This window comes from Blautia sp. MSK17_66, from assembly GCF_020538025.1.
Lineage (GTDB): Bacteria > Bacillota > Clostridia > Lachnospirales > Lachnospiraceae > Blautia_A.
Genome location: NZ_JAJBNQ010000018.1, coordinates 1 through 23,098 on the forward strand (window position 1 = coordinate 1; position 23,098 = coordinate 23,098).

Below are 23,098 nucleotides of genomic sequence, written 5' to 3' on the forward strand. Positions count from 1 at the left end.
GCTTCCGCCTACTCCATTCTCCCCAGCATAGCTGGGGGATTAGGCTTTTCATTTAATTATAAGCACTTTGGAAGAGGAAAACAATCCTTTTCTTGGTTCTGGAAGGTTGATTTCTGTTTCACTCACTGTAACTGTTACATTTTTTTATTTTATAGTTTCTTAATCTGCATAATGCAAATTATCAAACGTGGCTCTTTGGTCACCTGCATCCCAGCCTGCTACGCAAAGCCAGCCACCCTGTCCTGTTTCTCCCTGGACATAAACCCAGTTCTCGGAATCTGTATATGTGAAACATGCATTCTGTGGTTCCATTACAGTTTCTTCAGAATTTTCGTCCATATCCGAATATACGCTTATATCTTCCTTAAGATATACAAAATAATCCTCTGATTTTCCCGGATATGAAAAGTCCAAACTGTATTCATACATATTCTGAGGTACTTCTTCTATGAAACCGGAACCATTCACTGCCCAGTTCGTTTGGATAGCCGCTGTCCCCATAATATTGCATCTGGTCTTTGTTTTTATCTCTCCATTTTCAACCTTCATGTTCTCCGGATCAGTAGCAATCTGTCCAATATTTTTCAGTGTATTACCATCATAGCTGAAAAATGTAGTCAGTGGATCATCACTTGGTCCGTATTCATATACCATAACTAATATGTCTTTTCCATTCAGGCTGACTCCATACAGGTCTTCTTTTACATTTTCACCTTTATCTGTCAGTGATTCTGAGCCAACAGTTAATGTATATGTATCCGGATATTCTATTTTGATCAACGTAAGATGAAGCCAGTCTTTATTTCCATCCTGATTCAGATCCAGCATACAGTCAGTTCCCAGTTCTACAATTTCTCCGTTCAGCATTTTTTTGACAGCTGCATCATCAATAACTGTATGACCATCTGCGGATCCTGCCGCAGTTCCGGTCGCAGTTCCCTCTCTTATTGAACTGAGCAGATCTACATTGCTTTTTTCATAAGTATTGAATACACTTTCCGAAAAGTCATCCGCACTTACAGTTCCGTTATACCAACTTTTTGAATTGAAATAATTCTGCAGATCCGCTGCATCAAAAATTCTACCATGCCTTGCATATATCTCATTTATGGCAAGTCTGAGTTCATCGTTTGATAAGCTCGAAAGCTCATCATATGTATACGCCCTGCTGTCGCTGTCAGGCAGGATATACTCGTTTTCCGCCGCATAAACCACATTCCTTTCAGCTGTCACAACTGGGCTCACACTTAAAACAGATGCCATTAATAATACTTTTAGTAAGTTCTTTTTCATTACATTTCTCATCTACCTTTTCTCCCTCGCTTGAATAGACATGTTTCATTTCTCTTCCGATAAGAAATAAATTTTGTTGTTATATTTTTGTGCGGATACGCACAATCCTGCACTTTCATCTCGGTAATTGAATTGCCGAGGATTCCCGCTTATTGTCCTAATCGAGCAAATGCTTCATTATCTTCTACTACTATTTCACCATCCTCATTTTCCAAAATAAAATATCCTGAAAAATAATCATTACCATTTAACTCAACAATAATGCACCCATAAGTAAAATAAAAACATACTTTTTTTCATCACTTTTCTCTCCTTTAACCTGTATTGATCTTACATTAACATCTTACAATAACCTATTTACATATTTGTTCCGTTTTTTATTTCTGTATAATTTTCTACTTATTTTGGGTTATTATTTATCAGACGAATATTTTGATTTTTGCTTTTATTTACAACTTTACAAAATTTGTTGCAATATGCCTATATGGGTAACCTTGAAGAAAACTATCAATCTATATCCAACTGTATTTTCTCATATCTTTTGAAGACAACACAGAGTTTCAAATGGAATCGTTCCGCCAAACAGATCCAGCGCACTTCCCACGGTCACATCGAGTCTGCCTTTGCCGTGGAGCTTCAGAAGTTCAATATCTTTCATGCTTCCCACACCTCCGGCATAGGTGATCGGGCATTTCTGGTATTCGGAAAGAAGGTCTGCAAGCTCTGTCTCAATACCGTTTGCTTTGCCTTCTACATCTACCGCATGAACCAGGAATTCATCGCAGTAGCTTCCGAGTTCTTCCATCACTTCGAGGGTTACAGGCACATCGGTGAATTTCTGCCAGCGGTCTGTGACGATAAAGTACTGGTTGTCTTTTTTGCGGCAGCTGAGATCAAGTATGAGATGTTCTTTACCTGCTGCCTGCTCCATTTTTGCGAGATTTTCCCAGGAAAGTTTCCCATCTTTGAACACATAGGAAGTAACAATGACATGGCTTGCTCCGGCGTTCAGATAATCCTGTGCATTTTCCGGGCAGACACCGCCGCCGATCTGAAGCCCTCCCGGATATGCTTTCAATGCCTTAAGTGCCTGGTTTCTGGTAGCTTCATAGTATTCAGAGTCTTTTCCATTCAGAAGAATAACATGTCCGCCTTTCAGTCCGGCGTTTTTGTATAATTCTGCATAAAAAGCTGCATCCTGTCCGGATACGAAGTTTTCTTTTGCCTGATCTCCGGCATCCTTAAGACTGCCGCCTACAATCTGTTTTACTTTTCCATTATGTATATCGATGCATGGACGAAATTTCATAATATCTCTCCTTAATATGAAAAGCCCCCGGATTCTGACAGATCCGGAGGCTTTTCATGATTCTGTTCAGGTTTTCCCTGAAAATATGATAATATGAATTTGTATTTTATGCAAGCATTTTCACTTTATCATGCTAAAGTAAACATTCTGTGACACTGTTCATAGTCTACTATTCCCTGAACCTGTTATCGTCCGTCTACTGCATTCTCGACAGCATCTCCAACATCTTCCACTGCATCGCCAACACCGTCTCCAAGATCTTTGACTCCATCTCCCAGTGCACCGGATACCGTTCCGTCGTTATTTTTTTTATCCTTCATGTTATCTATATTGTTTTCCTGACTCTCACTGCTATCGTCCGTCACTGTGCCGCTATTTTCTTCCGTTTCCTCTGACACGGTATCTCCATTGTCTATAGCAGTATCATCCGCACCGGAATTTGTATCTGCATTGCTTTTATTTTCCCCATCATTCCGTGTATCAGTTTCGGTATTATCTGTCTTAGTGTTATCTTCTTTCTTGTCTTCTGTCACAGTTCCACTCTCATCTGCTTTATTGTTATTACTTCCGCAGGCAGTCAGCATTCCCAGAGCCATTACAAGCAATGTACCTGTCAGGATCCTTTTGGTTTTTTTCATTCTGTCATTCTCCTTTACCATGGATTTTATCTTGTGGTAATAATATGTACCAAAATCTAAAATCCTATTCTGGAAGAAGATGGAAAAATTTTATATAGAAGCCGAACCTTTTCATCATAAAAGGCATGTGCCGCGAAAGACACATGCCCATAAAATTTTAATCCTCTTTTACATAATTTGCACCGAGTTTTGCCGGTACATTAAACTGTTTTCTGCATACGGTCAGTATGATAACAAGAATATATGGCAATGCACTGAACAACTCACTTGGAACAGAGGAAGTTCCCATTGCACGGACAAAAATACCAAGTGCATCGGAAATACCAAAGATGACACCAAAGATCAGTGCCCCGACCGGGTTCCAGTTTCCAAGGAAACAGATACCAAATGCGATCCATCCACGTCCGCCGATAATCTCTGCATTGTACATACCTACATTACACAGTGGATAATAAGCACCTGCGATACCACCTAAACATCCTGCTATTGCCACTGCAAGAAAACGTGTACGTGTTACGTTAATGCCAGCCGCATCTGCTGCCTCCGGATTTTCACCACAGGATCTCATGGAAAGTCCAAGAGAAGTCTTGTAGATCACAAAGAACATGATCGGCACCAGAATATAGGTGAAATAAGTCACCAGATTCTGTGAAAAAATTGCCTGACCGATGATCGGAATCTTGCTCAGCAGAGGAATCTTTATGGTTTTGAGAATACTTACCTTAAGCGGCACCGTCTGAATACCAAAGATTACTCGATAAAAAAATGTACAGCATCCTGTTACAAGGATCGCAACTGCAGTTCCCATTACAATCTGATGCTGATGCATATAAATTGTCGTCACGCCATAAAGAAGTGCCACGATCAGTCCGCAGACCATCGCCAACAGAAATCCGATCAGAAGATTTCCGGAAAGATAGGCTCCGATAAATCCTCCCCATGCACCAACGAGGAAAATACCCTCGATCGCTGTTACCATCATACCGGTGCGTTCTGCCAGAACCTCACCTAATGCGCCCAGAACAAGAGGCGTACTCATAAAAATAGCTCTTGTAATCAAATTCACAAAAATCTGCATACTCAAACCTCTCCTTTCTGGAGTTTCTGTTTCTTCATGCTTCTGATCTCAAGCTTCTTTCTTACAAAGAAAGACATCAGTACAAACAGCATGACGAAACCAAGCATTACGTCAATAACACTCGCCGGTGCATCTGTAGAATGTCCAAGTGCAGTACCTCCGACCTGAAGTGTACCAAACAGGAGTGCTGCAAAAATAACACCGATCGGATTTGCATTTGCCATGATCGCAATACCAATTCCATAGGAACCGATATCAGACTCCAGTCCGGTAAGAAGCATATGCTGCATACCATTGATCTCGGTAAAACCTGCAAGACCTGCAACTGCACCACTGATAAAGAACGCAAGCATGCACTGTGTCTTCGGATTAATACCGGACATTGCCGCTGCATCCTGATTAAATCCCATGACGCGGATGCGATACCCCATAGAAGTACGGTACAGGATGAACCAGATCACAATTGCCGCTATAACTGCGATCACAATACCCAAAGAAACAGAAGTTCCTTTGATGATTTTTGGAAGCCATGCAGAATTATCAATGTAATCTGTTTTTAGATATTCATGTTTGGACTCCTGAAGAACGGTTCTTAAAAGGAGCTGCATAACATAGGTAATAACATAGGTTGACATCATACTTACCAGGAACTCATTTGCATTGAATTTTGCTTTGAGAAAACCAATGATAAATCCAGTAAGACCACCACCGATCATACTTGCAAGGCAGGCAGCAATCAGAACCACAGGACCCGGAACCTTCGTCTGGAGCTGCAGGGTAACTGCAACCGCACAGATACATCCTACATAAAACTGCCCCTGTGCACCGATGTTATAAAGGTTTGCTTTATATGTAAAAGCAAATGCAAGGCTGGTAAGAATCAGAGGCGTTGTCTTTACCAGAATATTTCCCATGGAAAATTTATCTGCAAATGTTTCTGAAAGCATGATCTTCAGAGACTCGATCGGATTGACACCAAGCAGCGGCAAAAATGCGAAGCTGATCACCAGTCCGAGGATGATCGCCAGAACAGTCCACCAAAGAAGCTCTGCTACTTTTTTCTGTTGTTTCATGATTCTGCACCTTCTTTCTCAAGCTGCACACCAGCCATCAGCAGTCCAATCTTCTCCGTTGTAAGCTCACCGTTTTTAAAAATTCCCATGATCTTTCCTTTATAAAGAACTGCAATCCTGTCGGAGAGTGCAAAGATCTCTGAGAGTTCTGTTGAGACAAGAAGAACCGCTTTTCCTTTATCTCTCTCACCAAGAATTGTTTTGTGAACATAGTTGATCGCACCAAGATCAAGTCCACGGGTTGGCTGGTCAAAAATGATCAGTTTGTCGCCCATATCAACTTCCCTGGCTACAACCATTTTCTGCTGATTTCCACCAGAGAGACTTCCCGCCGTAACCGTGTGATCCGGTGCTTTGATCGCGTACTGTTTGATACTGTCTTCTGTGTAACGGTGAAGTGCTGACCAGCGGATCAGTCCATGATTGACCCATTTGTTCAGATAGCTGGATTTGAGAAGCATGTTTTCGGACATAGACATCTCTGCAACCATTCCATAACGATAACGGTCAGCTGCCGCATATCCCATACCAAGTTTAATCCTGTCTTTGACAGACTCGTTTGTGACATCCTCTCCGTCCAGCTCGATCTTTCCGGATGTAATCGGGATTCCTCCATAAATTGCCTCACAGAGTTCCTGCTGTCCATTGTCGGAAACTCCGGCAAATCCAAGAACCTCTCCCTCGTGGATCTCAAAATTGATATCTTCCAAAAGCGGGGTATGATCCTTCGGTTTAATGCTTAAATCTTTGACCGCAAGGCGTACTCTGCGATTACTCATATCTTCCGTTCCCGGCTTTTCCAGTGTTTCCAGTTCACGACCGATCATCATATGTGCCAGTTCAGCCTCTGAGGTATCTGTTTTCTTTACAGTTCCACAAATGCTTCCGTTTCTCATAACTACGATCGTATCTGAGACTGCCATAACCTCTCGCATCTTATGTGTAATAAATACTACAGAGTTGCCCTGCTCAACATAACGGCGGACAAATTCCATCAGAGTGTCTATCTCCTGAGGTGTAAGCACAGCAGTAGGTTCATCCATGATCAGGACTCTGGCATTCAGATAAAGTGCCTTTAAAATCTCAACCTTCTGCTGAGTTCCTACGGAAAGATTCTTTACATACTCTCCTGCCGGTACCTGAAATCCGTACTTTTCTGCAAGTGCCTGGATTTCTTTTTCTTTTTTCTTAATATCCAGTTTTCCCTTACAGTTTCCAAGAATGATATTCTCTGTGACTGTATGAGCCGGAACCAGTGAAAAATGCTGCTGAATCATGGAAATACCGGCATCCATTGCTTCTTTTGGTGTTGCTATCTTACGTTCTTTGCCATCGATCCATATCTCTCCTGATGTTGCATGATACAGACCATACAAAATCTTCATGATCGTACTCTTGCCGGCCCCATTCTCACCCAGAAGAGCTACAACTTCGCCCTTATGGATCGTAATGGAAACATCGTCATTGGCTAATACCTTGGCAAAACGTTTGGTGATATGTTTTAATTCTATAACAGGCTCGTTCATGATTTCGCCAACTCCTCTCCTTACAAATTTGACAGTGCCTTTCGGCACTGTCAATTCGTAAACGCATATTCTCTTCATCAACTGTTTTTATTCGTAACTGCTCACAGTAACTTTTATTCTGCTTCGGAGAAATACTGGGTGAAATCGATCTTGCCATCTGTAATATCCTGTACTGCCTGATCAACTGCACTCTTGCACTCATCTGTAACTGCATCTGTATAGATTGGCTCAAATACGCCCTCTGCTACACCAACTTCCTGAGCACCTTTCAGTTCACCAGAAGCGATTCCTTTAACAATCCACGGATAAACATTTGACCAGTTCATGTTTACGGATGCTACAACACAATCGCTCTCATCGTTTTTGTTTGCTGCAAATGCAACGAATTTTGCACCTTTTTCTTCTGCTGACTGAACAGCACCAGATGCACCTTCATTTGAATAGCAGAAAACAGTATCTGCGCCATTGTCGATCATCTGATCTGTCATGGATTTTGTTACAGAAACGTCTGTCCATGTATTCAGGAAAGATCTGTTTGCTTCTGCTCCTTCGATACCTCTTTCTTCTGCAACTGCCTTGGCAGCACCTTCATAGGTATCAAGAAGTTTTACCATTGCTGCATTGGATTCTCCACCTTCTGTAGCAAATTTACCATTCTCTGTAGTGTATCCTGCGATGATACCTGCAAGATAAGAGCCTTCATATTCTTTCGGGAATACAGGAACCATGTTGTCAGAATCACTTGCAGTTCCGTTAATAACAGTATATACAGTCTCCGGATACTGAGGTGCTACTGCTGCACTTGCCTCATCAAACTGGCTTCCTGCTGCCATTACCAGATCATAGCCTTTCTCACCATATTCTGTAAAAGTGGACTCGAATTCTTCTACCGGAACAGATTCAACAACCTCAATGGAGGTTCCGAGTTCTTCGTCACATTCCTTTGCACCTGCATTGTTACTTGCATTCCAGCTCTGGTCATCAATGCTTCCCGGAAGGATAAGAACAATCTTCATTCCTGCATAATCCGGATCATCTGCCATTACCGGTACTGTCATAGTTGCTGTGGCCAGTACACCACAAAGTGCCGCTGCTGCTAATGCTTTTTTCATATTGAATTTCCTCCTTTTTCCACGGTCTCCCTGCCGTGTATTACTTTGTGTAACTTTTTTGTCTTTTGTTTAACGTACGATTATTGATGTAGTTACTATATCACAAAAATTTTAAGAGTTCAATAATCTTTTTGTACAATTAGTCTAATGATTTTTTGGTTACTTTTTTATTTTTGGATATTTTTTACAGGCCTGTTCAGTCAAAGGAAAAAATCGATATCTGTTCTGGCAGATCCATACAAAAAAGGCGTAAACACCTTTTGATGTTTACGCCCTTGTAAATTCGGTTGTTCTTTGATTGATGAAGTCATCATAGCACAACTTTTTTTGATTGCAAGAACTTTTTTTAGTCTTTTGTATATCACAAAAACATATTGACGTTATTTATCCCTCGATCACATCAGCCATATCATACCGTCCTGCCGGTTTCCCTGCGAGGAACTTGGCTGCTTCCACAGCACCTTTGCCAAAAACAGCCTTGGAATATGCAGTATGCTTGAATTCGATCACTTCATCCGGACCGGCAAAGATCACTTCGTGGTCTCCTACGATCGTTCCGCCGCGAACTGCAGAAATACCGATTTCCTTATCATCACGCATCTCTCGCTTCTGGCTTCTGTCATAGACATAGTGATACTGATTATCCATAGCTTCGTTGAGACTGTCTGCAAGTGCCAGAGCAGTACCGCTCGGTGCATCCAGTTTCAGGCGATGATGACGTTCTACGATCTCCATGTCAAATCCTGCGGTTGCCAGAACTTTGGCAGCTTCCTGGATCAGTTTGAGAAGCGTGTTGATTCCAAGAGACATGTTTGCAGATTTAAGGACAGGAATCTTCTTTGCCGTCTCCTCTACTTTGGCAAGCTGTTCTTCGGAAAGTCCTGTTGTGCAAAGTACAACCGGAAGATTGCGCTCTACGCAGAAATCAAGAAGTGCATCCGTCGCTTTCGCAGAAGAAAAATCAATGACTACATCTGCTTCTGTCTGACATGCCTTAATATCTGTAAATACCGGATATGTGGTGTTTCCCTTGTCTGAGATATCAATTCCGGCAACGATCTCTGCCTCCGCATCCTTCGCAGCCAGATCAGAGATTACCTGACCCATATGTCCACAGCATCCGTGCATAATAATTTTTACCATAGTTGTGTTTTCCTCCGGAGTTTCTTATGCAAGTTTGATTCCAAAATCTTTCATTGCTTTGATCAGTGTTTCCTTGTTTGCTTCTTCCATCTCGCAAAGCGGCATACGAAGCGGTCCTACGTTCATTCCCATAAGGTTCAGAGCAGTCTTGACCGGGATTGGGTTTACTTCGCAGAAGAGTGCATTGATCAGCGGGATTGCATTGATCTGGATCTTGGCAGCTCCCTTGGTGTCTCCCTCAAGGAATTTCATTACCATATCATGAGTTTCCTTCGGTGCAACGTTGGAAAGTACGGAGATAACACCCAGTCCACCCAGTGAAAGGATCGGAAGTACCTGATCATCGTTTCCGGAATACAGTTCCAGGTCTTCGCCAGCCAGAGAAACTGTCTTGGCGATCTGGGAAAGGTCTCCACTTGCAGCCTTAAGACCTACGATGTTCTTGACATTCTTAACAAGAGTGGCAACAGTTGCCGGCTGAAGATTACATCCTGTACGGCTTGGAACATTGTACATGATGATCGGTGTCTCCGGTACTGCGTTTGCTACAGCAGTATAGTGAGCAATAAGGCCTTTCTGAGTTGCCTTATTATAATAAGGAGTTACTATCAGCAGAGCGTCTGCTCCGTAAGATGCAGCTTCCTTAGACATCATGATTGCAGTCTCTGTGCAGTTGGAACCTGTTCCTGCGATAACCGGAACACGTTTGTTTACTTTATCAATTGCAAATTTAATCGTCTTGAGATGCTCTCCATGTGTCATAGTTGCAGACTCACCTGTAGTACCGCAGATAATGATCGCATCTGTACTGTTGGCAATCTGATACTCGAGCAGTTCTTCAAGTTTATCGTAGTTCACCTTTCCGTCTTCATACATAGGGGTAACGATCGCTACACCTGCACCTTTAAAAATTGCCATTTGAACTCCTCCTTTATTCTTCTGTAATTTTATCTTATTCCTTCATGATCTGCTGAGTGAATCTCCTCTGTGTTCAGTGTTGTGACTGTGTCCACATAAGGTCTCAGCTCATCCGGGAAATTCCATCCCGTCATCACTATATGCATGGACTCGTCCTTCTGCTTCAGAATGTCAGCAATGACATCTGCAGTAACAATTCCGCAGTCCAAAAGTCCCAGAATCTCATCCAGCAACAGGAAATCACATTCCTGAGTCACCACAACCTTACGGGCAAAGTTCAGTCCGTTAAGGATATTGGATTTCTCCTCTGCCTTCTCTTCCTCTGTCAGCTGGTCATAACAGCAGTCTCTCTTTTCAAAACGGAAGATCTTGAAATCCAGATTGTCCATCTCCTCCAGGAAATCCAGCGAACGCTTCTCACATCCTTTCAGAAACTGGATCACAATCACACTCCTGCCCTGAACGGCTTCACGGATACTCTGTCCGATTGCAAGCGCAGTCTTGCCCTTTCCGTTTCCACAGTATACTTCTGTTAATTCTCTTTCCATAACTACTTCCTCTTAACGTTAGTAAAACTAATCCTTGCATTAATGGTTTTATCTTACCTCAGTTCAGTCAAAAAAGCAAGCTGTATCTGCCGGGTGTTTCCTGATACCATCTCTCGGGGATATCACCTGTGAACAGTTACACTGCTGCTTAGCTAATCCACATATTCCAGCTTACTCACGGATACTTCATAAGCAATACGCTTTTCGGACTGATTTTCACTGATACGTTTCACATACTCCCTGCTCTGGATTCTTCCCCAAAGAAGCACATGCCCTCCCACTGCAAATGCCGAAGCGTATCTTGCATTCCTGCCCCAGCAGATACATGGTATGTAGTCTGATTTTCCATAAGGCCTGTTCACTGCCAGAAGGATATCCGCGATTTCTCTTCCAAGAGGAGTCTTTCGATAAACCGGAGGTTTACAGATAAATCCATCCATAAAGATCTGGTTGACCGGAGTATTTTCTTCATCCTCTTCCACAAATCTCACTTCACGTGCAAAAACAGAAAGTACCAGTCGATTATGTTTCTCTTCATGACGATTATAAGAACGAAACTGGCCATGAATCTCGATATATTCTCCTGTGTAGTCCTGCGTGACATCGATCAGACGCTCAGACACCATAACCGGGATTCTGTCCTCCGAATCACTGAGTCGTCTGACAATAAGTTCCATTGTATAAAAGCCCTCACCAAATACCTGGTGGCTAAAAGTAAAGCCTGTATCAATTTTTCCCATGATCGATACCTGATTATTTTCAATGATTTTGTCTGCCATAAATAAGTTCTCCTTCCTCTTTGGGTATTTTGTTTTTTATAGAACTATGAATATGAAGTCCCACGAAGATTTAGAACCATTTTTAAAAAAAATTTTATTAACACCTTGTAATCTGCGAAAAATGTGGTAAACTGAAATGTCGTATTATGAAAAAAACACATTAATATAGAAGAAAAAAGAAAGGATTTCGATTTTTATGAATATCAAACGCGAAGATGTACGCAACGTAGCCATTATCGCCCATGTCGATCACGGCAAAACCACACTGGTGGATCAGCTTCTGAAGCAGAGCGGTGTATTCCGTGAAAACCAGGAAGTTCAGGAACGTGTCATGGACTCCAATGACATTGAGCGCGAGCGCGGAATTACTATTTTGTCCAAGAACACTGCTGTCCACTACAAAGGAGTAAAAATCAACATCATCGATACCCCAGGCCATGCAGACTTCGGTGGCGAGGTAGAGCGTGTACTGAAGATGGTCGATGGCGTTATTCTTCTGGTAGATGCTTTTGAAGGTGCCATGCCTCAGACTAAATTCGTTCTGAAAAAGGCTCTTGAACTGGATCTGCATGTTATTGTCTGCATCAACAAGATCGACCGTCCGGAAGCACGTCCAGATGAGGTTATCGATGAAGTTCTCGAACTCCTTATGGATCTTGAGGCTTCTGATGAGCAGCTTGACTGCCCGTTCCTGTATGCTTCCGCAAAAGCAGGTCATGCAGTTCTGGATCTTGCAGATACACCAGAGAATATGGCTCCGCTGTTTGAGACAATCCTGAAATATATCCCGGCTCCGGAGGGTGATCCGGATGCTGATACCCAGGTTCTTATCAGCACCATCGACTACAATGAATATGTAGGACGTATTGGTGTAGGTAAAGTAGAGAATGGTAAGATCGCAGTAAACCAGGAACTTACCCTTCTGAACCATCACGACCTTGACAAACGCAAGAAAGTCAAGATCAGCAAGCTCTATGAATTTGACGGTCTGAACAAGATTGAAGTTAAAGAATCATCTGTAGGTTCTATTGTTGCAATTTCTGGTATTGAAGATATTCATATCGGTGATACCCTCTGCGGCGGTGACAATCCGGAAGCAATTCCGTTCCAGAAGATTTCTGAACCTACACTTTCCATGAACTTCCTTGTAAACGACAGCCCACTTGCAGGACAGGAAGGTAAATTTATCACTTCACGTCATCTGCGTGACCGCCTGTACCGTGAACTCAACACAGATGTCAGCCTTCGTGTAGAAGATACAGAAACTACTGAGTGCTTCAAGGTTTCCGGACGTGGTGAACTTCATCTGTCTGTCCTTATTGAGAATATGCGCCGTGAAGGTTATGAATTTGCAGTAAGTAAGCCGGAAGTTCTGTATCACACAGACGAACGCGGCAAGAAACTCGAGCCGATGGAAATCGCTTACGTTGATGTTCCGGAAGAATTCTCAGGTACTGTTATCCAGAAGCTGAGCGAACGTAAAGGTGAGCTTCAGGGAATGAGCACAGCCAGCGATGGTTCTGTTCGTCTGGAATTCCACATCCCGTCCCGTGGACTGATCGGTTTCCGTGGAGAGTTCCTTACTTCCACCAAGGGTACCGGTATTCTGAATACCACCTTCGACGGATATGCTCCGTACAAGGGAGATTTCCAGTACCGTAAACAGGGATCCCTGATCGCATTCGAATCAGGTGAGGCTGTTGCATACGGTCTGTTCTCCGCACAGGATCGTGGAACACTTTTTGTCGGACCTGGCGAAAAAGTATACAGCGGTATGGTTATCGGACAGAATGGTAAAGCTGAGGACATCGAACTGAATGTCTGCAAGACCAAACATCTGACCAACACACGTTCTTCTTCCGCTGATGAAGCTCTGAAACTGACCCCGCCAAGAATCCTCAGCCTGGAGCAGGCGATCGAGTTTATCGATCAGGATGAGCTTCTTGAGGTTACACCATCAAGCCTTCGTATCCGTAAGAGAATTCTCGACCCTAGAGAAAGAAAACGTGCTGCATTCCGTAAACAGTAAAAACAAACAAGTCTGCTTTAGACTACAAAAAACGTGCGCTGTCAATGCGCACGTTTTTTATGTCATATTATCGATCTGAATGTTGCTTCCACTTCTTCTGAAGCTTAACCTTCGCTTCAAGAAGTTTTTCTCTGGAAAGCTTCGACTCGGAAGGTTTCTCCTTCGGTTGTTCAGGCTTGTGGAAATAATTATCATACGCTTCCCGCATCTCCCCTTGATGATTCTTCTGGAGACCTCTGTTCGTCAGCTTCCTGATGATATCATAGATCACTCCAAAAAGCGGAACTGCGATAACCATTCCGACAATTCCCCATAATCCGCCAAACAGAAGAATAGAGAATAATACCCAGAAACTGGAAACACCTGTTGTATTTCCAAGGATCTTCGGTCCGATGATATTTCCGTCCACCTGCTGAAGGATCACAATAAAGATAACGAAATACAGTGCCTGCCATGGATTATCAAGAAGAAGCAGCAGGGTACATGGGATCGCACCGATAAAAGGTCCGAAAAACGGTATGATATTCGTCACACCGATCACTACACTGATAAAAGCGGCCGACTCAAATCCCATCAAGGTCGTACCTGCAAAGCAGATCACACCGATAATCGCAGAGTCAATGATCTTTCCAACAAAGAAACCATTGAACATCTTATCTGTATAACGAAATTCTTCCTCAATGATAGCCGCCCACTTATTTGGAAAAATACCATACAGAAGCAGCTTTGCCTGTGCACCAAACAGTTTCCTGCTGGCAAGAAGATAAACGGCGATCAAAAATCCAAGAAACATGTTCTTGAACACACTGAACACCTCTATCAGCTGTACTGTGATATTATTAATAATTCCCTGGATCGTCTGCATCATGCTGGAATTTGCATTCAGGACATCATTCAGTCCACTCTCGATCTGTGAAGCGAAATGATTAAAATATGCCCGGATCTGCGGCTGGTCCTGCAGTATCTGATCAATCATACGGTTACAATACGCGAGTCTCGCCGGAAGAATACGGATAATCTTGACCGTACTGTCCCATACCTGCGGCAGGATCAGAAGAATCAATAAGACTACGATCGTCACAGCAGAAATCACTGCTATCGCGATAGACAGGAATTTCAGACCTTTTTTCTGTTTTTCTGTTGCATTTGGAAACCACTTCAGGAATCTGTCATCCATGCGATTGCACATTGGTGCAAGAATATAGGCAATCAACGCACCATACAGGAACGGTTTCAGGATGTTAAAAATTCCTCTGATGCCTGCTGCGATATTCTGACTCTGGTTCAGAATATACATAATTGCGAAGCCAAACGCCAGGACTGACGCACCTGTGATTCCAAGTTTTACATATTTTGTGTTTTCATTCTGTTTCAATAGTCATGCCCCCTGAAGCTGTCTTTTCTGTATCACATATCTGTGATTTTCTGTTTGTTTGTAACTGTTCTGTCTTTTCACAGACAGATTTATTTGTAACCGTTCACAGGTAAACTGAGTGAGCAGTAACATTTATTTTACTCATCTTGTTGCAGTACATTGTAACATCCACATTCTTGATTTGCAACACACAGATTTCCTGTTTTGTTTCTTAAGTTTCTTATGGAGTAAAAAAACAACTGCCCCGGTATCACATTCCTGTAATACCGGGGCAGCCGCCGTTTATAATAAATTTTTTATGGAAGAAAATGTACTTGTTTCTTATTTACCATAGTATGCTTTCAGATAAATCTCTTTCAGCTCTGCGATGAGTGGGTATCTCGGGTTTGCACCAGTACACTGGTCGTTGAATGCCTGTTCGCTCATCTCATCAAGAGTCTCAAGGAAGTATTTCTCATCTACATTGTAGTCTTTGATAGTAGGTTTGATCTCGATGATCTTCTTGAGTTCTTCCAGTTTCTCCAGAAGTTTCTCAAATACTTCTTTGTCATCTTTTCCCGTCAGTCCTACAAAACGACCAATCTCTGCATAACGAGCCAGAGTCTTCGGATACTGGTACTGCGGGAAAGTACCCATCTTTGTCGGAACTTCTGCTGCATTATAACGCATAACATCTGTGAGTACCAGAGCGTTTGCAATTCCGTGTGGAATGTGGTGGAAAGCACCCAGTTTGTGTGCAAGGGAGTGGTTTACTCCGAGGAATGCATTTGCGAATGCCATACCAGCCATGCAGGAAGCATTTGCCATATGATCTCTTGCTTCTACATCATTTCCGTTTCTGTATGCTCTTGGCAGATAGTCAAATACCAGTTTGATCGCACGGAGTGCAAGACCGTCTGTGTAGTCAGATGCCATCATGGATACATATGCTTCGATCGCATGTGTCATAACGTCGATACCGGAAGCACTTGTCAGTCCTTTTGGTGCACTCATCATGTTGTCTGTATCTACGATCGCCATATCCGGAAGCAGTTCATAGTCTGCCAGAGGCCATTTAATTCCTGTCTCTTTATCTGTGATGATCGCGAACGGTGTTACCTCAGAACCTGTACCAGAAGATGTAGGTACGGCGATGAAGTAAGCTTTTTTACCCATTTTCGGGAATGTATAAATTCTCTTACGGATATCCATGAAGTCCATTGCCATATCATCGAAGTCTGCATCCGGGTTTTCATAAAGAACCCACATGATCTTACCGGCATCCATTGCGGAACCACCACCCATTGCAATGATGCAGTCCGGCTCAAATGCACGCATTGCTGCTGCACCTGCTCTTGCACTTGCCAGAGACGGATCTGGTTCTACATCAGAGAAGCATGTATGAACGATTCCCATTTCATCCAGTTTGTCTTCGATTTTCTTTGTATATCCATTCTTATAAAGGAAGGAGTCAGTTACGATGAAGCAGCGTTTTTTGCCCATTACGTTTTTCAGTTCATCAAGAGCAACCGGCAGGCAGCCTTTTTTGAAGTAAACTTTTTCCGGGGTTCTCATCCAGAGCATGTTCTCTCTCCTCTCAGCAACAGTCTTGATATTGATCAGGTGTTTTACACCAACGTTTTCAGATACAGAGTTTCCACCCCAGGAACCGCATCCAAGTGTCAGAGACGGAGCAAGTTTGAAGTTGTAGAGGTCTCCGATACCACCCTGAGAAGATGGAGTATTGATAAGAATACGGCAGGTCTTCATTGCTGCCGCATGTTTTGCCATTTTTTCTTTCTCATTTACATTGATGTAAAGAGAAGCTGTATGTCCGTATCCGCCATCAGCTACAAGCTGTTCTGCTTTTGCGATTGCTTCGTCGAAGGTTTTTGCCTTGTACATTGCAAGTACAGGAGAAAGTTTCTCATGTGCAAACTCTTCACTGATATCTACAGATTCAACTTCACCGATCAGGATCTTTGTTTCAGCCGGGACAGTAACTCCTGCCATCTCAGCGATGGTTGCTGCTTTCTGTCCAACGATCTTGGCATTCAGTGCACCATTGATCAGGATTGTTTTTCTTACTTTCTCGATCTCATCTTCTTTAAGGAAGTAGCATCCTCTGTACTGGAACTCTGCTTTTACTGCTTCGTATACGCCCTCCAGAACAGTTACAGACTGCTCAGAAGCACAGATCATACCATTGTCGAATGTCTTGGAATGAATGATGGAGTTTACTGCAAGACGAACGTCTGCTGTCTCATCAATGATAACCGGTGTATTTCCGGCTCCAACACCAAGTGCCGGTTTTCCGGAGGAGTATGCAGCCTTAACCATTCCAGGACCACCTGTTGCAAGGATGATGTCAGCTTCTTTCATTACAAGGTTTGTCAGTTCAAGGCTTGGTACATCGATCCATCCGATGATGCCTTCCGGAGCACCTGCTTTAACTGCTGCCTCCAGAACAACCTTTGCAGCCTCAATAGTGCTTCCTTTTGCACGTGGATGTGGGCTGATGATGATCGCGTTTCTTGTTTTTAATGCGATCAGAGTTTTGAAGATTGCTGTGGAAGTCGGGTTTGTTGTCGGGATAACTGCTGCAATCAGACCAATCGGCTCTGCAATTTTCTTAATTCCATAAACCGGATCTTCTTCCACTACACCACATGTCTTTGTGTTTTTGTATGCGTTGTAGATATATTCAGATGCATAATGATTTTTGATAACTTTATCTTCTACGATACCCATTCCTGTTTCTTCAACAGCTGCTTTGGCAAGCGGGATACGTGCTTTATCTGCTGCAGTTGCTGCTGCTTTGAAAATCTTATCAACCTGCTCCTGTGTATAGGTAGCAAAAATTTTCTGAGCTTCTTTCATTGCGGCAATCTTAGCTTCAAGTGCCTCTGGAGTATCGATAATTGCAGGGATGTTATTTTCTTTCTTTGCCATTTCTGAAATCCTCCTGTTTTTCTTTTTCGTCTTAATAGTGTAGTGTGTTGGTTGTATGTGTTAACGAATTATCGTTAATTATTTATCAATCTTGCCGATGAGGTTATTATATGTGATTGTTAATCATTTGTCAATATACTTTATTCATCTAAATCAATCCCACATAATCCCTCTTTTTTCGATTTTTTATGCATTTTATTCAAGTGCTTTCGGGGTGTTTTTGTGTATTATTATCATATAATTTGAAATTTAGATTTTTTCATTCACCTTCTTTTGAAATATTTTATATTTTTTTCTGTTTTTCTATATACTTTTTGTTTATTTTGTATATAATAATATATTATACCGTTTCGTTAATACAGCAAAAATACTCACTGTTTTTCCAGACAAACGCTCAGCCTCCCAAGTATATCCCATAATCTTTCGCAACTGTCCGCGAGTCATTCCTCAAAAGTTCAAATAAGATTATTTGTCATATCTCTATTATGCCCCACATAAATTAAAAGATGAGAGATCTTTACTTTCTTTTAACACAATCAATCTACAAATTTATTATTGAAGGAGTATTCTAATGGGAAGCGGCAATGCAGTACGAGTAACAGAACCAGAAACATTCACATTGATACAATTAGAGGAAGAAAGACAGAAATTGAAAAAGAAAGAACTTTTAAAGAATATGCTGACCGACAGTGAGTTCAGCATCAAAGGACAATGTGCCATCAATCTTATGATGACCAAGATAGATATCATCAATACCTTTCTGCTTATGCACTATGGAAGAAACTTTATCCAGATGAAAACCGGACGACTCAAAGGCTATGACAGCGTATGCAAAAAAATGCAGAAAAAGGGGCTGGATCTGACTTTTTCCAATGCTCTAGACAAGATCAACGACCTGATCGGTGTCCGAGCGGTCTGTGCCTATGTAGATGATATCTATAAAGTAGCTGACCTTCTCCAGAAGCAGCAGGATATCCGTGTCATCAAAATCAAAGATTATATCAGACAGCCCAAGAAATCCGGCTATCAGAGTCTCCATCTGATCCTGGAAATTGCCATTCCATTTCAGGAAGAAAATCAGTGGATCAAGCTGGAGCTGCAGCTTCGAACAGCTGCCATGGATTACTGGGCTAATCTTGATCATCATCTTCGCTATAAAAGAGATCAGAAACAGGCAGCTCCTATCAACGAGGAACTGCAGCAATGTGCCTCCATGATCAGCCAGCTGGATCACCGGATGCTGGAAATCCGTAAGAAAATTGATAAAATCTGATATCAAAGCCGAAAAACTTTGTTTATTATTTCACAATAAAAGAAGCCGCACAATGCGGCTTCTCTGCATTTAAAAAAATATTCTTTTTCTCTACGCAAGTCCATACTCTGCTGCCAGCTTCCGAAATTCCGGAAGGGAATTACAGATTGTCTCATAAGAGACGCAGTATGCCAGTCTCACATATCCCGGGCAGGCAAAGGAGCTTCCTGGAACCATAAGGATGTTATATTTCTTACCGGCCTCACAGAACTGTTTCTCATCTGCGATCGGAGATTTCACAAATAAATAAAAAGCTCCCTGTGGTTTGATACATTCAAAGCCACATTCTGTCAGCCCGTTGTAAAGTGTCAGACGATTTCTGTCATAAGCAGCCACATCCACCTCTGCATCTACACATTTCTGGATCACCTTCTGCATCAGAGACGGAGCGTTGACACTTCCAAGTATACGATTTGCAATTGCTGCTGCCGTAATAACTGTTGCACTGTCTTCCAGTTCATCTGGAATGACCAGATAGCCAATACGCTCTCCCGGTAAAGAGAGTGATTTACTGTAGGAATATCCCACAACAGTATTCCTGTAATATTTTGTCAGATATGGAACCTCCACTCCATCATAAGCCAACTCTCTGTATGGTTCATCAGAAATCAGATAAATTACAGAGCCAAACTCCTGCTGTTTTTTCTCAAGGATCGCAGACAGTTCTTTGATCGTATCCTCGGAATAAACAACACCTGTAGGATTATGTGGTGTATTCACGATCACTGCACGGGTATTCACGGTAATCTTCTCTTCCAGTTCACTTAAGTTTGGCTGAAAAGTCTCTGTATTCGGGGAGATTTCCACAAGCTGACCGTCATAATTACGTACATATGCACCATATTCCAGAAAATACGGTGCAAAAACGATCACTTCTTCTCCAGGATTCAGGATTGTCTTGAGGATCACATTCAGCCCACTGGCCGCACCAACGGTCATAATCAGATTATGTGCAGAAAAACTGGTTCCAAAACGACGGTTCAGAGACTGTGCAATTGTTTCTCTGACATCTTCAAACCCGGCATTGCTCATATAACCGTGAAGAACTGTCGGTTCTTCGTTGTTTGCAAGGTCAATGATTGCCTCTCTCACACAGTCCGGTGCCGGAACGCTCGGATTTCCCAGGCTGAAATCATATACCTTATCCGCGCCGTACTTTGCACGAAGACGGTTTCCCTCCTCAAACATCATACGAATTGCTGAGTTATTCTGTACAAAAGGTTTCATTTTTTCTGCTATCATAATCATCCTCCTCTTAATTGTTTGTCGTTTATGATACCTGTTGATCATTCCATGCTATGCACTTCCATAATCCTGATATCTTATTTCTTTTTATTGTGTCCGAGTACAATCCATCCAACCAGCGCCAGCATGGCAATACCAACAATCATCCATGGAATCAGATAGGAAAGTCCTTTTGGCTGGAACATGTCATAGTACCCTTTCAGATAAATGACTGCTACAACTACCGGTATCACCCACAGCATATAATTTCTGATGAATGTCGGAAATTTCAGTCCGGAACCTGTATTGGCCTCTTTGATAAAATTCTCCCATCCCCAGCCTTTTCTGGATGCACAGAAGATCACAAAGATCACAGATCCCAGCGGCAGGATATTATTGGAAATAATAAAATCCTCCAGATCCATAATGTTTGTCCCTTCACCAAGAATCTGGATTCCGGACCATGGACCAAATCCAAGGATTGCCGGCATGGAAAGAGCGATGATCAGAACAATATTTACAAGAACCGCCTTGTTTCGCTTCCAGCCCCACAAATCCATTGCAAAAGAAAGAATATTCTCAAACACTGCAATAACTGTGGATAATGCTGCAAATGACATAAATAAGAAGAACAGTGTTCCCCAGAGCCTTCCTCCTGCCATCTGATTAAAGACATTCGGCAGAGTGATAAATACCAGTCCCGGACCTGCTCCCGGTTCTACATTAAAAGCAAAACATGCAGGAATAATGATCAGTCCAGCCATCAGTGCAACAAAGGTATCCAGGATCAGGATGTTGACACTCTCACCTGCCAGCGTCTGTTCTTTTCCCATATAGCTTCCAAATATTTCCATAGCTCCGATACCAATGCTCAACGTAAAGAATGCCTGTGAAAGTGCCCCGAAGATTACATTTCCAAGACCTGCCTCACGAATATTGTCAAGGTTTGGCACCAGATAGAATTTAACACCCTCCATTGCACCGTCCAGAGTCACAGAATGAACAGCCAGCACAACGATAAGTGCCAGAAGACAGATCATCATAACCTTGGTGATACGCTCAATTCCATTCTTAAGTCCCAGCGAACAGACTCCAAATGCAAGCAGAACTGCCGCAATCATCCAGCCCGTCATGGTACCTGTGGACGTCATCAAATTTGAAAAAAATCCACTTATCTCATCAGAAGAAGCACCGCTCAGCTTACCGGATGCCATAACATAACAATAGTACATCATCCAGCCTGCCACCATCGTATAAAACATCATCAGCATGTAATTGCCGATCATTCCCATATAACTGTATTTATGAAAATTAGAACCCTCCGGTTCCAGTTTATGAAATGCTCTCGCCGTACTCAGTCTGCTGCTGCGCCCTACTGCAAATTCACTCACAAGGATCGGCAGCCCAAGCAGCACAAGAAAAACAAGATAAATAAGGATAAATGCAGCACCGCCATACTTACCTGTCATATATGGAAATTTCCATACGTTTCCAAGACCTACCGCGCATCCGGCTGAAACCAGAATGAAACCAAGCCTTGAGCCAAATGTTTCTCTTTCCTTCAAAAATTTTTCCTCCTTTATTTTAATGAACCTGTTTATTATAGCACAAGGACAGTTCAATGTGAACTGTCCTTGTGCTATGCATAGAATACAAATATTTATATTATTTTCCATAAAGATAATCTCTGTACTCCGGATCATCCAGACTTGAAGAATCAATCCATGCTGGATCATAAAGCACCGTTCTCTCAACACCTGAGACTTCTTCCTTTGGAACGGTCAGCTGCACTGCAGCCAGAATTGTCTGGTAGCCGATTCTGTATGGATCCTGCGAAACCACACCTGCCTCAACACCATTACGAATTGCCTCCTGCTGCTTGGATGTAGCATCTACTCCAACCATAGTCAGAACATGATCACCTGTTTTTTCGGTATCAAGATAAAGATCAGAGACATCCGCATTGGTACAAAAAACGCCGGCAAGATCCGGATAAGACTGCAGCGTACTCTCTATTGCAGACTGCATATCCTCCACCTTGTCCATGTATAATTCCTGAACAACTGAAATATCTGAATAAGCTGAGATTGCTTCCTTAAATCCCTCTACTCGCCTCCTGGAACTCTCTGTCTTCTCCTGTGCCGAAAAAATCGCCACCTTGCCGCTCTTTCCTATTGCATCTGCGAGCTTCTCTCCTGCAAGCTTTCCTACAGAAGTATTATCAGTACCCCTAAAAGCTGCAATCATGTCACTGTCCGTTACATTAGAGTCAAAAGCAACTACTGAAATTCCATTTTCCTTCGCTGCCTCGATCTGAGCCTGGCAGGAATCCTCATCCCCTGCTGAAAGACATAATACCGTTGGATTCTCTGCAATAACTGCATCCAGTGTATTTATCTGCTTCTCCACATCCTGCTCATTGCTCGCACCTTCAAACGTCATCGTGATCTGATCGTCTGACGTATAGCCGTATGCCGCGTTGACATCCTTCACCGCATCCTCCATGCCGGTACGGATTGCTTTCCAGAATTCACCGTCTACGCTCTTGCTCACAACGGCAATCCTGCTTCCTGCTGTAACAGGTGCCGAAGTATCTATTTGTGTTTCCAGTTCTGTCTCTTCAGATGAGCTGTTCTCTTCTTCTTTCTGTGTTGTCTCGTCATTTGCCTGCACATCCGCTACAAAATTATCAGAGCCGCCTTTTCTATCGAATCCTCCTGCCACTAAAATAATTCCGGCAAGAATAATTCCGGCTGCAGCCGCTTTTCTCATCGTTTTCCCTCTTTTCCTTAATATATCCTTTATACAAA

18 protein-coding genes are annotated in these 23,098 nt (G+C 42.6%); 2 read left to right on the top strand and 16 right to left on the bottom strand.

All coding sequences use genetic code 11. The features are described 5' to 3' along the window. Positions 1-159: 159 nt before the first annotated feature. The 11 genes from LIR34_RS10595 to LIR34_RS10645 all read right to left on the bottom strand — a co-directional run bounded on the left by LIR34_RS10595 (position 160) and on the right by LIR34_RS10645 (position 11,417). Complete coding sequence (locus LIR34_RS10595; protein WP_173903091.1) at positions 160-1,305, bottom strand: YARHG domain-containing protein; 1,146 nt, start codon at positions 1,303-1,305, stop codon at positions 160-162. Between the two features lie 520 nt (positions 1,306-1,825). Then, entirely contained in the window at positions 1,826-2,602 is a 777-nt protein-coding gene (gene hisA, locus LIR34_RS10600; protein WP_173903092.1) for a phosphoribosylformimino-5-aminoimidazole carboxamide ribotide isomerase, read from the bottom strand. A gap of 185 nt (positions 2,603-2,787) precedes the next feature. Then, positions 2,788-3,240 carry a hypothetical protein gene (locus LIR34_RS10605; RefSeq protein WP_173903093.1) on the bottom strand — a complete coding sequence of 151 codons (453 nt, stop codon included), beginning with the start codon at positions 3,238-3,240 and terminating at the stop codon, positions 2,788-2,790. Positions 3,241-3,397: 157 nt separating this feature from the next. Next, positions 3,398-4,318, bottom strand: a complete 921-nt coding sequence (locus LIR34_RS10610) for an ABC transporter permease (protein WP_161285527.1) — start codon at positions 4,316-4,318, stop codon at positions 3,398-3,400. Positions 4,319-4,320: 2 nt separating this feature from the next. Then, positions 4,321-5,391 (bottom strand): ABC transporter permease, encoded by a 1,071-nt coding sequence (locus tag LIR34_RS10615; RefSeq protein WP_173903094.1) that lies wholly within the window; start codon positions 5,389-5,391, stop codon positions 4,321-4,323. Next, on the bottom strand, positions 5,388-6,917 hold the full coding sequence (locus tag LIR34_RS10620; RefSeq protein WP_173903095.1) for an ABC transporter ATP-binding protein: 1,530 nt from the start codon (positions 6,915-6,917) through the stop codon (positions 5,388-5,390). The genes LIR34_RS10615 and LIR34_RS10620 overlap by 4 nt, the downstream gene beginning before the upstream one ends. 113 nt (positions 6,918-7,030) lie before the next feature. Further along, positions 7,031-8,029, bottom strand: a complete 999-nt coding sequence (locus LIR34_RS10625; RefSeq protein WP_161285529.1) for a BMP family protein — start codon at positions 8,027-8,029, stop codon at positions 7,031-7,033. Between the two features lie 384 nt (positions 8,030-8,413). Beyond that, the gene (dapB, locus tag LIR34_RS10630) at positions 8,414-9,172 is read right to left on the bottom strand and encodes a 4-hydroxy-tetrahydrodipicolinate reductase (protein WP_173903096.1); all 759 of its coding nucleotides are present in this window, start codon (positions 9,170-9,172) and stop codon (positions 8,414-8,416) included. 24 nt (positions 9,173-9,196) lie between these two features. Beyond that, positions 9,197-10,090: a 4-hydroxy-tetrahydrodipicolinate synthase gene (gene dapA, locus LIR34_RS10635; protein ID WP_173903097.1), complete on the bottom strand. Its 894-nt coding sequence runs from the start codon at positions 10,088-10,090 to the stop codon at positions 9,197-9,199. A 29-nt stretch (positions 10,091-10,119) separates the two neighbouring features. Beyond that, entirely contained in the window at positions 10,120-10,638 is a 519-nt protein-coding gene (locus LIR34_RS10640; protein WP_161285532.1) for a cob(I)yrinic acid a,c-diamide adenosyltransferase, read from the bottom strand. A 152-nt stretch (positions 10,639-10,790) separates the two neighbouring features. Then, the gene (locus LIR34_RS10645) at positions 10,791-11,417 is read right to left on the bottom strand and encodes a single-stranded DNA-binding protein (protein WP_161285533.1); all 627 of its coding nucleotides are present in this window, start codon (positions 11,415-11,417) and stop codon (positions 10,791-10,793) included. A gap of 196 nt (positions 11,418-11,613) precedes the next feature. Between LIR34_RS10645 and typA the strand changes: the two genes are divergently transcribed. Next, a complete protein-coding gene (typA, locus tag LIR34_RS10650; RefSeq protein ID WP_161285534.1) occupies positions 11,614-13,446 on the top strand; it encodes a translational GTPase TypA in 1,833 nt (610 codons plus the stop codon). A gap of 67 nt (positions 13,447-13,513) precedes the next feature. Here typA and LIR34_RS10655 read toward each other — a convergent pair whose 3' ends face one another. Beyond that, complete coding sequence (locus LIR34_RS10655) at positions 13,514-14,821, bottom strand: AI-2E family transporter (RefSeq protein ID WP_227239915.1); 1,308 nt, start codon at positions 14,819-14,821, stop codon at positions 13,514-13,516. A 321-nt stretch (positions 14,822-15,142) separates the two neighbouring features. Then, positions 15,143-17,752: a bifunctional acetaldehyde-CoA/alcohol dehydrogenase gene (gene adhE, locus LIR34_RS10660; RefSeq protein ID WP_173903098.1), complete on the bottom strand. Its 2,610-nt coding sequence runs from the start codon at positions 17,750-17,752 to the stop codon at positions 15,143-15,145. Positions 17,753-18,323: 571 nt separating this feature from the next. Between adhE and LIR34_RS10665 the strand changes: the two genes are divergently transcribed. Then, positions 18,324-19,025 (top strand): GTP pyrophosphokinase, encoded by a 702-nt coding sequence (locus LIR34_RS10665; protein WP_173903099.1) that lies wholly within the window; start codon positions 18,324-18,326, stop codon positions 19,023-19,025. A gap of 90 nt (positions 19,026-19,115) precedes the next feature. Here the strand turns inward: LIR34_RS10665 and LIR34_RS10670 are convergent, their stop codons facing one another. The 3 genes from LIR34_RS10670 to LIR34_RS10680 form a co-directional block, all read right to left on the bottom strand. Beyond that, positions 19,116-20,306 carry a pyridoxal phosphate-dependent aminotransferase gene (locus LIR34_RS10670; protein WP_173903100.1) on the bottom strand — a complete coding sequence of 397 codons (1,191 nt, stop codon included), beginning with the start codon at positions 20,304-20,306 and terminating at the stop codon, positions 19,116-19,118. 80 nt (positions 20,307-20,386) lie between these two features. Then, positions 20,387-21,853, bottom strand: coding sequence for a sodium-dependent transporter (locus LIR34_RS10675; protein WP_202017324.1), 1,467 nt, complete (start codon positions 21,851-21,853; stop codon positions 20,387-20,389). Between the two features lie 100 nt (positions 21,854-21,953). Beyond that, positions 21,954-23,060: a substrate-binding domain-containing protein gene (locus tag LIR34_RS10680; protein WP_173903101.1), complete on the bottom strand. Its 1,107-nt coding sequence runs from the start codon at positions 23,058-23,060 to the stop codon at positions 21,954-21,956. Between the last annotated feature and the right edge of the window lie 38 nt (positions 23,061-23,098).

Bases quoted from the DNA above. Each gene is read 5' to 3' on its own strand.
- LIR34_RS10620 (WP_173903095.1), bottom strand. From the start codon at position 6,917: ATGAACGAGCCTGTTATAGAATTAAAACATATCACCAAACGTTTTGCC.
- LIR34_RS10680 (WP_173903101.1), bottom strand. From the start codon at position 23,060: ATGAGAAAAGCGGCTGCAGCCGGAATTATTCTTGCCGGAATTATTTTA.
- LIR34_RS10615 (WP_173903094.1), bottom strand. From the start codon at position 5,391: ATGAAACAACAGAAAAAAGTAGCAGAGCTTCTTTGGTGGACTGTTCTG.
- hisA (WP_173903092.1), bottom strand. From the start codon at position 2,602: ATGAAATTTCGTCCATGCATCGATATACATAATGGAAAAGTAAAACAG.
- dapA (WP_173903097.1), bottom strand. From the start codon at position 10,090: ATGGCAATTTTTAAAGGTGCAGGTGTAGCGATCGTTACCCCTATGTAT.
- LIR34_RS10670 (WP_173903100.1), bottom strand. From the start codon at position 20,306: ATGATAGCAGAAAAAATGAAACCTTTTGTACAGAATAACTCAGCAATT.
- LIR34_RS10665 (WP_173903099.1), top strand. From the start codon at position 18,324: ATGGGAAGCGGCAATGCAGTACGAGTAACAGAACCAGAAACATTCACA.
- LIR34_RS10595 (WP_173903091.1), bottom strand. From the start codon at position 1,305: ATGAGAAATGTAATGAAAAAGAACTTACTAAAAGTATTATTAATGGCA.
- LIR34_RS10645 (WP_161285533.1), bottom strand. From the start codon at position 11,417: ATGGCAGACAAAATCATTGAAAATAATCAGGTATCGATCATGGGAAAA.
- LIR34_RS10605 (WP_173903093.1), bottom strand. From the start codon at position 3,240: ATGAAAAAAACCAAAAGGATCCTGACAGGTACATTGCTTGTAATGGCT.
- LIR34_RS10625 (WP_161285529.1), bottom strand. From the start codon at position 8,029: ATGAAAAAAGCATTAGCAGCAGCGGCACTTTGTGGTGTACTGGCCACA.
- LIR34_RS10610 (WP_161285527.1), bottom strand. From the start codon at position 4,318: ATGCAGATTTTTGTGAATTTGATTACAAGAGCTATTTTTATGAGTACG.
- adhE (WP_173903098.1), bottom strand. From the start codon at position 17,752: ATGGCAAAGAAAGAAAATAACATCCCTGCAATTATCGATACTCCAGAG.
- typA (WP_161285534.1), top strand. From the start codon at position 11,614: ATGAATATCAAACGCGAAGATGTACGCAACGTAGCCATTATCGCCCAT.
- dapB (WP_173903096.1), bottom strand. From the start codon at position 9,172: ATGGTAAAAATTATTATGCACGGATGCTGTGGACATATGGGTCAGGTA.
- LIR34_RS10640 (WP_161285532.1), bottom strand. From the start codon at position 10,638: ATGGAAAGAGAATTAACAGAAGTATACTGTGGAAACGGAAAGGGCAAG.